This is a genomic window from Microbulbifer mixtoriginis (SeqCode) (assembly GCF_052466695.1).
In genome coordinates this window covers 1,139,521-1,152,182 of sequence record NZ_CP174285.1, presented here as the reverse complement: position 1 = coordinate 1,152,182, position 12,662 = coordinate 1,139,521, and the positions used below count along the sequence as shown (strand labels likewise).

Sequence of the window (12,662 nt, the reverse complement as noted above, 5' to 3'; positions counted from 1 at the left end):
AAGTGCATGTTAGTCGATATTCATGCGCTGATGAATAGTTGATCGGATTTCATCACTACACATAAAATGCGTGGCCATTGGAGTTAGACCTTCCTGTCACCATCTCTTTTTCTCCCGAACTGACCGCAGTATCCAGGCCGTCAGCCCTGATCGAGGTAACCATGCTCAATAAAAAAGCGTTTATCAGTCTTTTGATCACTAGTGCATTGCTTGCCGCTTGTGATGAAAGAACCGCTGCGCCACCGATGCCCGCGCCACAGGTGACTGTGGTTACGCTGGAATCCGAGCCGGTTACTCTTACCAGAGAGCTACCTGGTCGCACTTCACCTTTCAAGGTGGCGGAAGTTCGTCCACAGGTAAATGGCATCATAAAACAGCAATTGTTCCGTGAAGGTGGGCGTGTCGATGCAAATCAGCCACTTTATCAGCTGGATGACGCCATTTACCAAGCGGATGTGGATAGTGCGCGCGCTAAATTACAGGGTGCCAATGCGGCAATGAATATCGCCCGCCTCAAGGCTGAGCGTACCGCAGGCCTTGTTAAGAGTGGCGCTGTTAGCAAGCAGGAGAATGATGTCGCGGAGGCAGACTTGCAGGAAGCCCGCGCCTCTGTTGCAGCTGCCAGGGCGGAGTTACACCGAGCCGAGATCCAGCTGGACTACGCCCAGATTACCTCGCCGATTACTGGCCGTATTGGTAAATCCAGTGTTACTCAGGGTGCTTTGGTAGCGGCCAATCAGGCCGCAACTTTGGCCACTGTGCAACAGCTGGACCCCATCTATGTGGATGTTACCCAGTCCGCAGCAGAGCTGGTCAGCCTGCGTCGGGCCCTCCAGGCGGGTACATTGGCAGATGCCACAAACCTGCCAGTTAAGATTTTGCTGGAAGATGGCAGTGAGTTTGAACATCAAGGCAAGCTCGAGTTTGCCGAAGCCAGTGTCGATCCCTCTACTGGCAGTGTGTTGCTGCGAGTCGTTGTCCCCAATCCAGACAATATGCTGCTGCCAGGCATGTACGTGCGCGCGATAGTCGGTAGCGGTGTACGGGAAAAAGCCATTCTGGTGCCTCAACAAGGTATTGCAAGGGACCCGAAAGGTAACACTTCGGCAATGGTGGTCAATGAAGAGAATATTGTTGCCCAACGTTCCGTGCGGGTCAGTCGCACAGTCGGTAACCGCTGGTTGGTAGAAGAGGGGCTGGAGCCCGGTGACCGTGTCGTAGTGGCTGGATTACAGAAAATTCGCCCCGGCGCGCCGGTGCAGCCTAGTGAACGTGAGGATAAACAGGCACCAGCAGCAGCTGGTGACGGCAACGCTGCTACTGAGCAGGGTTCCTGAGGGTAGGGGTTATGGCAAGCTTTTTTATCAACCGGCCCATCTTTGCCTGGGTTCTGGCAATTATCACCATGCTGGCAGGTGCATTGTCTATCAGCAAGTTGGCGGTGGAGCGCTATCCGAATATCGCACCGCCCTCTATTAATATTGAGGCCAGTTACCCTGGCGCCTCCGCCAAAGTGGTGGAAGATTCGGTGACGCAGATTCTGGAGCGGAATATGAAAGGGCTCGATGGCCTTCTCTATATGTCTGCTGTCAGTCAATCTAACGGTGGTGTGTCTGTCTCCCTTACGTTTGAGAATGGTACCGACCCGGATACCGCACAGGTGCAAGTCCAAAACAAGGTTCAGCTGGCAATGCCGCTGTTGCCCCAAGAGGTGCAGTTACAAGGGGTCAATGTCAGTAAGTCCCGTGGCGGCTTCCTGATGGTTGCAGGTTTTGTCTCCGAAGACGGCAGTATGAACCGTAACGACATTGCCGATTACATCAACTCAGCGATTGTGGACCCGGTTAGCCGGGTGCCAGGTGTCGGTAATGTGCAGGTGTTCGGCTCCAAATATGCAATGCGTATCTGGCTCGATCCCAACAAACTGACGACCTACGATTTAACGCCGAATGATGTAGCCGCGGCGGTCCGGGCCCAAAATGCCCAGGTCACAGTGGGCAGCCTTGGTGGCGCACCGGCGGTGCCAGGGCAACAACTCAATGCCTCTATTACCTCCCAGGAGCGCCTGCAAACCCCGCAACAGTTCCGGGAAATCGTGGTACGAGCCAATGATGATGGCTCCATACTGCGGCTTGGCGATGTCGCCCGCGTTGAGTTGGGGGCAGAGAATTATGAATTTATCTCCCGCTACAATCGCCAGCCGGCTACCGGTATCGCCATTAACCTGGCCACCGGTGCCAACGCACTGGAAACCGCCGAAGGCGTGAAAGCGAAGCTCAAGGAGCTGGAACCTTTCTTCCCTCGGGGGCTTACCTCTGTCGTACCATTTGATACCACGCCCTTTGTCGAGGTCTCCATTAAAGGCGTGATCAGCACATTGATTGAAGCAATTGTGCTGGTCTTCCTGGTGATGTATCTGTTCCTGCAGAATTTCCGTGCAACCCTGATCCCTACAATCGCAGTACCGGTGGTGCTGTTGGGTACCTTTGCCGTACTCGCAGCACTGGGCTTCTCGGTCAATATGCTCACCATGTTCGCTATGGTATTGGCCATCGGCCTGCTAGTGGATGACGCTATTGTGGTGGTGGAAAACGTAGAACGGGTGATGCGCGAAGAGGGCTTATCGCCGAAGGAAGCCACTAAAAAATCCATGCACCAGATTACCCCGGCATTGATCGGAATCGGTGTCGTGCTGTCGGCAGTGTTTGTGCCAATGGCATTTATGGATGGCGCCACTGGCGTAATTTACCGGCAGTTCTCAGCAACCATTGTTGCTGCCATGGCCTTGTCCGTATTAGTGGCAATTATCCTGACCCCCGCACTATGTGCCACCTTGCTGAAACCACTTTCAAAAGGGGAAAGTCACGGTGAGAAAGGCTTCTTCGGTTGGTTCAATCGCAATTTTGAGCGCGGCAGTCAGCGCTACCAGGGCGGAGTGCAGGGCATCCTAAAACGTAGCGGCCGCTTTATGCTGTTGTTTGTGGTCCTTTCCGCTGTGATGGCCTTCTTATTCCTGCGTTTACCCAGCTCCTTCCTGCCCGATGAAGACCAGGGCGTGCTCTTCTCTATGGTGCAGGCACCCGTGGGCGCGACCCAGGAACGCACCATGGAATCTATCCGCAAAGTAGAAGACCAATTCCTGGATAACGAGCAGGGCACCGTGAAGTCAGTATTTTCGGTGCAGGGCTTTAGCTTTGCCGGTAGCGGCCAGAATACCGGTATCGCCTTTGTGAATATGGAAGATTGGTCTGAGCGGGAAGAAGAGTCGCAAAGTACTGGAGCAGTCGCCATGCGTGCTATGGGCGCGCTGATGCAAATTAAAGATGCCATGGCTTTTGCCTTTGCACCGCCGCCTCTGCCAGAGTTGGGTTCTTCTGGTGGCTTTAACTTTTACTTAAAAGATAACGGCAACCTGGGGCACGAAGCGTTGACCGCTGCCCGCAACCAATTCTTGGGAATGGCCGGGCAGAGTAAATTACTCTCTAACGTACGCCCCAATGGCCAGGAGGACACGCCGCAGTTTCGAGTGAAAATCGACAACGCCAAAGCTGCGGCCCTCGGCTTGTCTATTTCCGATATTAACAGCGCGCTGAGTACCGCTTGGGGTGGCTCCTATATCGATGATTTTATCGATCGCGGTCGGGTTAAGCGGGTTTATATGCAGGCGGATGCGCCATATCGCATGGTGCCGGAAGACTTCCAACTTTGGTCTGTGCGCAATAATAAAGGCGATATGGTGCCTCTATCTTCCTTCGCCAGTTTTTCCTGGGAGTATGGATCTCCCCGCTTGGAACGCTATAACGGTGTGCCCTCCATGCAGATCAATGGTCAAGCTGCAGCGGGGGTCAGTTCTGGCGAGGCCATGGCAGAAGTGGAGGGCTTGGTAGCGCAATTGCCGGCGGGGGTTGGCATTGAATGGAGCGGCCTTTCTTATCAGGAGCGCGCCGCTGGTGCACAAACACCACTGCTCTATACCCTGTCATTACTGATTGTATTCTTGTGCCTCGCGGCTCTTTATGAGAGCTGGACAGTACCGACCGCCGTATTGTTGATGGCACCGCTCGGTATTCTCGGTGCCGTGCTTGCCAACAGTTTGCGCGGCATGGAGAGGGATATCTATTTCCAGGTGGCTATGCTGACCACTGTCGGCTTGACCAGTAAGAACGCTATTCTGATTGTGGAGTTTGCCAAGCAAAACTTAGAGGATGGTATGGAGCTGGTGCAGGCTACTATGCGCGCAGTCCGTGATCGGCTGCGCCCAATCCTTATGACCTCCTTGGCTTTCGGTTTGGGAGTTCTTCCTCTGGCGATAGCCACCGGTGCAGGTTCCGGCGCACAACGGGCAATTGGAACCGGGGTACTGGGCGGAATGGTTGTGGGCACTCTGCTTGGAATCTTCTTTATACCGCTGTTCTTTGTAGTGGTGCAGAGACTGTTTGGGCGTAAAGCTAGCAGTACTGATACTGGGCAGGATCAAGTTCTTGCCAATAAAAAGACAGAAGCTGCGGAAGCTTTGTAAGTCTCAAGCCTGAGAAAAGCCAGGCCGCACTTTCCGGCCTGGCTTTTTTGTATTCGCTCTTTGATAGGGCACACCTTAAATGTAAGTGAACTCAGTATTTCCCAGGCTGGCAGTAGCTTCGGCTATTTTCTTCGCCCCATGCCCAGCTTCCGAGAAATGCGTTCATTTCATAAAATGAACAGAGTAATCCTTGATTCAAAAAAGCGGGATTTTGATACTGAAGCTTTCTTGTATTTTAGAGGCAGGGGCAGGATGGAACACTGCAAGTACGACATTATTGGCGATATCCATGGCCACGCCAGCGCATTGATTGAGTTGCTCGATGTGCTGGGTTATCGGGAAACAAGCAGTGGTTATGCTCACCCTGAGCGAAAGGTCATATTTCTTGGAGATTTTATCGACCGCGGTGAGCACCTGGTGGAGCATCGCAAACTCCTAAAGGTAGTTATGAGCATGGTAAATAATGATCATGCCAAAGCAATTATGGGCAATCACGAGTTTAACGCCCTGGCTTATCACACCGAAGTCAATGGCAAGCCCCTGCGCCCACATACCGATAAAAATACTAAACAGCACCAGGCTTTTTTGAATGAGTACCCGGATAACGATCCAGAAAAATCTCAGGTATTGGATTTCTTCAGATCATTGCCTCTGTGGCTTGATCTTGGCCCTCTGCGTGCGGTACACGCTTGCTGGGACGAAGAGAAAGTCAATTTTTTAGCATCGAGAACCGATAGCGGCAGGTTAACGTCTGAGCTTTTGCTGCAAGCTAGCTCCCCGGGCAGTGATGACTTCAAAGCGGTGGAAACTTTGCTCAAAGGGTGTGAAATTGAACTGCCTCAAGGAGTGAGTTTTCTGGATAAGGATGGCAACAACCGCTCTGCCGTCCGCGTTCAATGGTGGAACGCTTCTGCAAAAGCACTGGGTGAGATAGCGTTACCGTGTGGTGTTGATATCGGTTCCGCCGCTAGCTTGCCAGTGCCTTTCGATATTCCCCACTATCTCAAAACGGAAAAGCCTTGTTTTATCGGCCACTATTGGCTGAAAGGTGTACCCGCGCCTCTAACCGAGAATGTGGCATGTCTCGATTATTCCGTAGCAGGTAACGGCAAACTGGTTGCTTATCGTTTTGATGGTGAACAGGTCTTGAGTGAAGTCAAGTTTGTATTTGTGAAGTAGATACCGCCCGCTTGAGCTTCCGTTACAGGTTTCTTATGGATAGCTAGCCTGCCAGTAAGGTCCATGCAAAGAATTGCTGGCATTGGCGCACAGCAAGGCCACTTCGCAGAAATTACGCTGTAAAAGCCAGGCTTGAGAATAGAGCCTGGCTTTTTTAATTCAGGAATATTCTTCGTTTAAGCAAGTTCAGCAATACGTTCATTTGCCGCGGCGGTGGCTTTCTCTTTTGCCTCTTCACCAGTGGCAAGCCCTTCGGAGTAAACAAACTCAACATCAGTGATGCCCACAAAACCGAGGAACTGCCGCAAAAATGTGCTCTGTGCATGGTTGTCACCGTAGTAGCCCCCCCGAGCAACAAAGATGATCGCTTTTTTATTTTTCAGTAACCCTTCTGGCCCATTTGCCGTGTAGCGGAAGGTGATGCCGGCTCGGGCGATATGGTCAAAATAGGTGTGCAGGGTAGAGGGGATTGTAAAGTTGTACATAGGTACGCCGAGGACCAAGGCATCTGCTGAAGAGATCTCTTCGATCAGTTTGTCTGAAAAATCGACAATCGCCTGCTGATCTGGAGTGCGCTGATCAGCCGGGGTATTGAAGGCCTGGAAGCGATCCAAGGATAAATGGGGTACCGGATCTGCTGCCAGATCACGCTGCACAACTTCGCCCTCCGGATTATTCGCCTTCCAGCGCTCAATATACTTTGCCGCCAACTGGGAGGTCTGGCCACCGGCTTGAAACATGCTGGATTGGATATTGAGCAACTTTGTCATGACGGGTTCCTTATGAATCATTTAACTTGAGCACTATTGAACCATTGATTAATTAGATAAAAAATTAGAAAATTATGCTGAAATCCATCTAAAAATCCGATATATGACTGATCAGTTAGCGAACCCGGCTTTAAGCCCAAAGATCACCCTGGAGCAATGGCGTTGTTTAGTTGCGGTTGTTGAAGGGGGAGGGTACGTACAGGCGTCGGAACTCCTACACAAGAGTCAGTCTTCCGTGAGCTATGCGGTACAAAAGCTAGAATCCATCCTCGATGTAAAGGCATTTACAATCACTGGTCGCAAAGCGGCACTTACGGCTGCTGGGCAAATGTTATATCGCCATGCCAAACAATTACTGGAAGATGCTTCGGCAATGGAAATGGCTGCCCGGCGTGCTTCTGTGGGTTGGGGGTCGCTGGTGTCAATTTCTGTGGAAGTGCTGTTTCCAACTTGGCTATTGCTAGATTGCCTGGAGGTATTTGGCCAAGAGAGCCCACATACCCGAGTAGAGGTTTACGAAGTGGTGATTAGTGGTGCCCTCGATGCCCTTACCGAGGGAAAGGTGGACTTTGCGATTGATCCGAGAATTCCTCCCGGTTTCAATGGCGAGTTACTGCCAGCACCGGCACGCATTATCCCAGTGGCCCACCCCAGTCACCCATTACATCAACTGGAACGCGAACTAACCCTGAAGGATCTGCGCAGTCATCGGCACCTGATCGTTAGAGATTCAAACCCCCAAAGCGATAGTGAAACCCTAACAGTTGAAGTTGCCAAGCGATGGACGCTGAGCAATATGGCAACGGTAATCGGGGCAACTTGCAGGGGCTATGGGTTTTCTTGGTTGCCGCAGGATAAGATTCTTGGGGAGCTGGCCGATGGAACACTCAAACCTCTCCCCTTAAAAGGAGGGCAAAAAAGGTGGCAGCCTCTGTATCTTATTTTTCCTAATCGCGATGACATATCGCCTGCAGCGCGCCGGTTGGCGGAGATAATCCGCCAACGACTTGAAAGCTTACATATTGGTGCGTGATAAGGCGTTAGGCGCTGTCTTTTAGTTGCTTGGTTTTTTCAAACCAGAAAGCATAAAAATCTTCTGTTACCAGCTGCTCGATATTGGTTGCCTCTTCACGGGGACAAAATACGGTCGCGGTGATGACATCATGGCCAAGATCATTAGTGGTCACACTTACTTTTGCGTCAGGGCCAGAGAGCTCCACACCCATCCGATTTTCAATCAGCTTGCAGTAGCGCTCGGCAACTTCCCGAAAAGATTCGCAGTGCTCTTTCAGCCGTTCGGCAATAAACTTCTTGGCTTCAAAGGGGTTTATCTCACTGCGCTCACGGGTTATCGAGAAAGTGTGCTCGATATAACGGCGCATAAAATTCAGGTTCTTTACCGGCTGAGTAAAAAAAGCATTATTGGGAATATAGAGAGTGGTTCCGGTATAACCATTGCCGAGGCCATGGGGATCAATCTCCAAAAGCGTGGTGCTTAACCAGTCACTATCAGTAACCTCGCCAAATTGGTCGCCCACTTTAATCCAATCGCCAACAGTAAAGGAGCGCATATTGGCTTGGTATAGGCCACCCACCAAGCACTGCACAGCCTCACGCAGAGCGAGGACAATCGCTACAGAAAAGGCGGCAATAGAGAGGGCGAAATCTCGTAATTCTGTCACCCAAACAGCAATTACACCGATGACCAATAGCAGGTTGCCGATGTTGTGTACGGTGTTGATCCTACGACGCTTATCGGCTTTTGCCCAGTTACTGCGAGCAATGGCAAGGGTCAGTAAGCCGCGGACTAAAAGAATGACGGCAACTACACAGAGAGTAATAAAGAGTTTGCTGTGGAAAATCTGTTCCAGTAACTCGGGATTCATTCGGGGTGGTAGACCTCAGTTTTTTTGGTTGTTTCTTAGGTTGTAGCCTTATAAGCCCATCTGTTTAGGTAGGTGCATTGAGAGCACTGGGCCAGTTGAAGGCGACATCAGTGGGCTGTAATAAGAAGGAAGGTGCGCAATGTATCTTTAGGTGGCCCATTTTGTAAATGGGCAGAGTAAATTACAGCCTTGATTGGCCATTTCACCCCATTACTGCCTGCTCCGAACGTAGTTATCGGTAATCGGGATTGGAGAAGTCGGGCTTGCAACCTGCATCCCAAGCAGATCGCCGGTTCCCGTGGGCGGGTATACCCCCCGCATCTTTTATCATTCGGGCCATATGCATTAGGTTCCAGGTCATGAAGGAGGTATTCCGGTTGGTAAAATCATTTTGTGGCCCGCCAGAACCGGGGTCGAGGTAAGAGGGGCCTGGACCGGCTTCGCCAACCCAGGCGGCATCTGCTTGTGGTGGAATGACATAACCCAAGTGCTGTAGGGAATAAAGGATATTCATTGCACAGTGTTTAGCGCCATCTTCGTTACCTGTTATCAGGCAGCCGCCGACTTTTCCATAATAGGCATACTGCCCCTGATCATTAAGGTTTGACGAGTTGGCGTAGAGGCGCTCTATGGCTTGTGTGCAGATAGAGGATTTTTCACCGAGCCATATAGGGGTTGTGATGACGAGAATATCTGCCTCGTTAACCTGATGATAAATTCTTGGCCAGTCATCGTTTTCCCAACCGTGCTCGGTCATATTTGGATAGACGCCGAAGGCGATATCATGGTCAACGGGCCTGAGCAGGCTTACCGATATGCCATTTCTTTCCATAATCTCTCGTGAAATACGAATTAGTCCGTCGGTATGGGAGAGTTCTGGCGTTGGCTTGAGGGTACAGTTTAGGAACAGTGCTTTCAGATCTGAGAAATCCCAGTGGCTGGATTCGCACTCTTTGATTTGTTGATTGTTGAGAGGCATCTCAGAGCTCCTTTTGCATCAACTATTGAGCAAGTGTCGAGATTTGAATACAGGTATAGCAGCCAGGGAGCTATTAAAGCTGTCGGTTGGTTCCAACAACCAATGGCTAAAGGCATGAGATTAGCGCGACTGCTGTTCTCGCTGCCATAGATCCCAGTGGTGAACTTCAACGATTGATAATGAGAGCGAAATGGGCAGAGGGCTACAGGCCTGCCAGCTGAAATTTGAATTGGCGCTTCTCTTCCACTAAAAGTCTGAAAATTTTAGGAGGTACCTGGGTTAATCCGCTACTTTATTTACTTAAAGTTCACAAGCGACTTACCGAGGTGCACCATGAAGGCGAATCTACCTCTGACTTATAGGTTCCTACCGGCCGTTTTCATTCTGACAGTTCTTTACTCTGCTCCATTGAGTGCAAATCCTGACATGAAAAATACTTTAGATGGCACTTGGTGTGCTGTCGATGGGGAGTCGTTTATTTTATATGAAAGCCAAAAAGACGCTTTGGATGTAGGCAAGGATATTTATTGTCGAACTTTCAAAGTCCTTAAGAAAACTAAAACCGGTGGGGGTGGCCGCTTCATTGACAGCTTCAAGAAGCCGGCTGACTTCAAGCATAAATTGGGCGGTCACGAAGAGACAAAAAATGGAGCGACTACCAATAAGGATGTCGGTATCTTTGTCTTTTCGAACTCCGGTGATACCACTCGTATAGTGACTGTCGACGTATCAGATGAAAGCGTGGGCAACTTTACTCTCGACAGTAGCGGAATAATGCAGGGGTTTACCGAGGAGGTGACTTCTGATGCTCAAGTTCACGAAGCGCATGTGGGAATTTTGACTTTCAAGAGGGCTCCAGGCCCTATACCAGCATCAGCAAAATTTGATCAGGAGTGGGAGTCCGTCTTCCAGGCGACACATAAGAAGCAATAAGTGTTGGGCCTACCAGCAAAAGGAAATAGCCGCGTCTTTCGAAAAAGAGTGAAAGACGCAAAGAATCACCAAGAAACAATCTAGCAAGGGGAGGATTGCGGCTTAGAGAAGCTCTGCCATTTTCTTTATTAGAATGGCCGAGGCGTTCTCACTAAACTGCTGCCCCTCCTCAATATATTCCCACACGGTGGCGTCGCTCTTCCAGCCACCTTGCTTCTTGATAAGCTCAAAGCCAATCTTTTCACGAGCCGCAGAGGTCGATAAGCCACGGCGAAAGCTGTGGCTGCTTAACTCGTCAACAAAATCGAATCCGCAGGAGGCACCCAAGTTTTTTAGTAAGTCATTAATTGCTGCTGGGTTTAGCTGCCTGCTTTGCACCGTATCCCAGCGGTTCACCGCTCGAAATACGGGCCCACTTTCAATGCCGCTGACCTTGAGCCAGGTTTTCAGAGCTCTTGCAGGGCAAGCCTCAGGAGCACCAAAGGGCAGGGCGCGCATCATTCCTTCGCCACTTTGGTCTGTTTTTGACTTGGGAAGCTTTACGATCACGCCTTCCTCCTCCCATACCAGGTTTTCCACCTGAATAGCCACTAGCTCACTGCGACGAAAGGCACCAAAGAACCCTACCAGGATAAGAGCCAGATCACGTGCGCTCTTCCTCGTCTGGGATTGAGTGCGTAAATATCGGGTCATGCTAGCAATGTGCTGCAGGCTGAGCGCTTTTGATTTCTCTTTAGGTTTGCCGTGAGTGCGACGGACACCACGCATGGTTTTCTGAACCAGTGGATCTGTGACGGGGTTTAGCATCCCCTGGTATTGATGCCATTGCCCGATTGCGGTGAGGTGAAGGTCTAGAGTGCGAGGATTAAGCTCCTCAGCGCGGCCGAGGATATAGCGCACCAGAGTGCCGCCATCTGTGGGTAGCCGCCCTCCCCATTTTTCAAACTGACGAATTGCCGAGCGATAAGCCCTGCGGGTGTTATCGGATGTGGCGGCACTCAGGTATTTCTGAATGTCCTCATCGGTCAACAATTCACCAGTGCCCCCAAGTGTACTGGGAGTGTTCTTTTCGAGGTGCTTTTTGGCGGCAAGAGATTTGTGATGTTTCATGATGCTCGAACTGCTGGGAAGCCTCCTGTTTGTACTGGAGGTACGTTATTACGGGAATCTTACAGAAATATAACCTTCGATAATAGTCATTATCGAAGGTTATACAGCGGCATTTTTCAGGTGTGAAAAAATATAAAATAATGTAATATTACGTATTATGTAATTTGTAACGAAATAATCTAAGGTGAAGCTTATGGCACGCACTGGGGTCACGTATCTGGATATTGTTCAGGCCGCCAAGGCCATCAAGGCCCGTGGAGAAGAGCCCACCGTTGATCGAGTGAGGGCCCAGCTGGGAACCGGCAGCAAAAGCACTATTGCCCCTCTGCTTAAAAGGTGGCGCAGTGAATCTGCGAGCAATACGGATAGTAGTGGGCTCCCGCGAGACCTGGTGGATGCACTGAAAGGCCTGCACCAAAGGATCCAGGAAGCGGCAAGCAAGCAGGTAGAGGAGCTTCAGCAGGAGTTCCTCGTGCAGGAAAAAGAGATCACTTCACAGTTAGAGGAGTTGAGAGCCACTAGTAACCAGCAGGCCGCCAGTATTCGCGATCTTGAGCACAGGCTTTCGTCGACCGAGGCGGAAAAGCGTAGATTCAAGCAGTCCTCACAAGAGACCCAGACTGCCCTGGAAAAAAGTGAGTACCAGAAGCAGGAAGCTTTGCAGCGTATTGCGGAGCAAAAAGTGATGATTGAGGAAGTAAAGCAGGAAAATAGGGATGTCCGCGAACACTTTGAGCACTTTCAACAGCGTACTGCCAATGACCGGCAATATGAGAGAGACCAGTATCGATCAGCTGCGGAGCAACTGAAGGGGCAGATCGCAGTACTTACTGAACAGCTGACCCTCTCAGAACGTAGATTCAACGAGCAGGAGTTGCTATACAAGCAGGGACAGGCGCTGATTGCTGAAATCAATCGGGAGAAGCAGCAGCTTAGCGAACAGGTTGGGGTGGCTAGTACAGAGGCTGCAAACCTAAGGGAGCAGGCTGAAGAGCAGGCGAGTGAGCTGAAAGACAGGCAGGCAGAGGTGGCTAGCTTGCGCGAGCAAATCTCTAAGCTGCAACGTGAAGGCTCTTCAGCTCAGAAGGAAGTGCAACTACAACAGAGTGCCCTAAACAGATTAGAGTTGGAGCTTACCACTACAAAAGATCGCCTCGAACAACTCGCCAATGAGAACCGCACCCTGATTCAGGAGAAAGCGGTGATTCAGGGGCAGTTTTCTCAGCTGGAGAACTCCCTAAAACCCTAGACAAGTCTTGGGCTGGCTATACTTCTAGATGAAGCTC

General features: G+C 50.8%; 10 protein-coding genes. 6 read left to right on the top strand and 4 right to left on the bottom strand.

Annotated elements, in window-relative coordinates:
- Positions 1–77: 77 nt before the first annotated feature.
- The 3 genes from ACJJI0_RS04985 (at position 78) to ACJJI0_RS04975 (ending at position 5,698) form a co-directional block, all read left to right on the top strand.
- Complete coding sequence (locus ACJJI0_RS04985) at positions 78–1,337, top strand: efflux RND transporter periplasmic adaptor subunit (RefSeq protein ID WP_444884943.1); 1,260 nt, start codon at positions 78–80, stop codon at positions 1,335–1,337.
- 11 nt (positions 1,338–1,348) lie between these two features.
- Positions 1,349–4,519 carry an efflux RND transporter permease subunit gene (locus ACJJI0_RS04980; RefSeq protein ID WP_444884942.1) on the top strand — a complete coding sequence of 1,057 codons (3,171 nt, stop codon included), beginning with the start codon at positions 1,349–1,351 and terminating at the stop codon, positions 4,517–4,519.
- A gap of 252 nt (positions 4,520–4,771) precedes the next feature.
- On the top strand, positions 4,772–5,698 hold the full coding sequence (locus ACJJI0_RS04975; protein WP_444884941.1) for a metallophosphoesterase: 927 nt from the start codon (positions 4,772–4,774) through the stop codon (positions 5,696–5,698).
- A gap of 176 nt (positions 5,699–5,874) precedes the next feature.
- Here ACJJI0_RS04975 and ACJJI0_RS04970 read toward each other — a convergent pair whose 3' ends face one another.
- Positions 5,875–6,468: an FMN-dependent NADH-azoreductase gene (locus ACJJI0_RS04970; RefSeq protein WP_444884940.1), complete on the bottom strand. Its 594-nt coding sequence runs from the start codon at positions 6,466–6,468 to the stop codon at positions 5,875–5,877.
- Between the two features lie 103 nt (positions 6,469–6,571).
- Here ACJJI0_RS04970 and ACJJI0_RS04965 point away from each other — a divergent pair, with 103 nt between their 5' ends.
- Positions 6,572–7,501 (top strand): LysR family transcriptional regulator, encoded by a 930-nt coding sequence (locus ACJJI0_RS04965; protein WP_444884939.1) that lies wholly within the window; start codon positions 6,572–6,574, stop codon positions 7,499–7,501.
- Between the two features lie 7 nt (positions 7,502–7,508).
- Here ACJJI0_RS04965 and ACJJI0_RS04960 read toward each other — a convergent pair whose 3' ends face one another.
- Positions 7,509–8,354: a mechanosensitive ion channel family protein gene (locus tag ACJJI0_RS04960; RefSeq protein WP_252085888.1), complete on the bottom strand. Its 846-nt coding sequence runs from the start codon at positions 8,352–8,354 to the stop codon at positions 7,509–7,511.
- 232 nt (positions 8,355–8,586) lie between these two features.
- Positions 8,587–9,333: a flavodoxin family protein gene (locus ACJJI0_RS04955; RefSeq protein WP_444884938.1), complete on the bottom strand. Its 747-nt coding sequence runs from the start codon at positions 9,331–9,333 to the stop codon at positions 8,587–8,589.
- A gap of 426 nt (positions 9,334–9,759) precedes the next feature.
- Between ACJJI0_RS04955 and ACJJI0_RS04950 the strand changes: the two genes are divergently transcribed.
- Complete coding sequence (locus ACJJI0_RS04950) at positions 9,760–10,266, top strand: hypothetical protein (RefSeq protein WP_444884937.1); 507 nt, start codon at positions 9,760–9,762, stop codon at positions 10,264–10,266.
- 102 nt (positions 10,267–10,368) lie between these two features.
- Here the strand turns inward: ACJJI0_RS04950 and ACJJI0_RS04945 are convergent, their stop codons facing one another.
- Complete coding sequence (locus ACJJI0_RS04945; RefSeq protein WP_444884936.1) at positions 10,369–11,376, bottom strand: site-specific integrase; 1,008 nt, start codon at positions 11,374–11,376, stop codon at positions 10,369–10,371.
- Positions 11,377–11,569: 193 nt separating this feature from the next.
- Between ACJJI0_RS04945 and ACJJI0_RS04940 the strand changes: the two genes are divergently transcribed.
- Entirely contained in the window at positions 11,570–12,625 is a 1,056-nt protein-coding gene (locus ACJJI0_RS04940; protein ID WP_444884935.1) for a DNA-binding protein, read from the top strand.
- Positions 12,626–12,662: the final 37 nt, after the last annotated feature.

Bases quoted from the DNA above. Each gene is read 5' to 3' on its own strand.
- ACJJI0_RS04980 (WP_444884942.1), top strand. From the start codon at position 1,349: ATGGCAAGCTTTTTTATCAACCGGCCCATCTTTGCCTGGGTTCTGGCA.
- ACJJI0_RS04975 (WP_444884941.1), top strand. From the start codon at position 4,772: ATGGAACACTGCAAGTACGACATTATTGGCGATATCCATGGCCACGCC.
- ACJJI0_RS04970 (WP_444884940.1), bottom strand. From the start codon at position 6,468: ATGACAAAGTTGCTCAATATCCAATCCAGCATGTTTCAAGCCGGTGGC.
- ACJJI0_RS04965 (WP_444884939.1), top strand. From the start codon at position 6,572: ATGACTGATCAGTTAGCGAACCCGGCTTTAAGCCCAAAGATCACCCTG.
- ACJJI0_RS04960 (WP_252085888.1), bottom strand. From the start codon at position 8,354: ATGAATCCCGAGTTACTGGAACAGATTTTCCACAGCAAACTCTTTATT.
- ACJJI0_RS04955 (WP_444884938.1), bottom strand. From the start codon at position 9,333: ATGCCTCTCAACAATCAACAAATCAAAGAGTGCGAATCCAGCCACTGG.
- ACJJI0_RS04950 (WP_444884937.1), top strand. From the start codon at position 9,760: ATGAAAAATACTTTAGATGGCACTTGGTGTGCTGTCGATGGGGAGTCG.
- ACJJI0_RS04945 (WP_444884936.1), bottom strand. From the start codon at position 11,376: ATGAAACATCACAAATCTCTTGCCGCCAAAAAGCACCTCGAAAAGAAC.
- ACJJI0_RS04940 (WP_444884935.1), top strand. From the start codon at position 11,570: ATGGCACGCACTGGGGTCACGTATCTGGATATTGTTCAGGCCGCCAAG.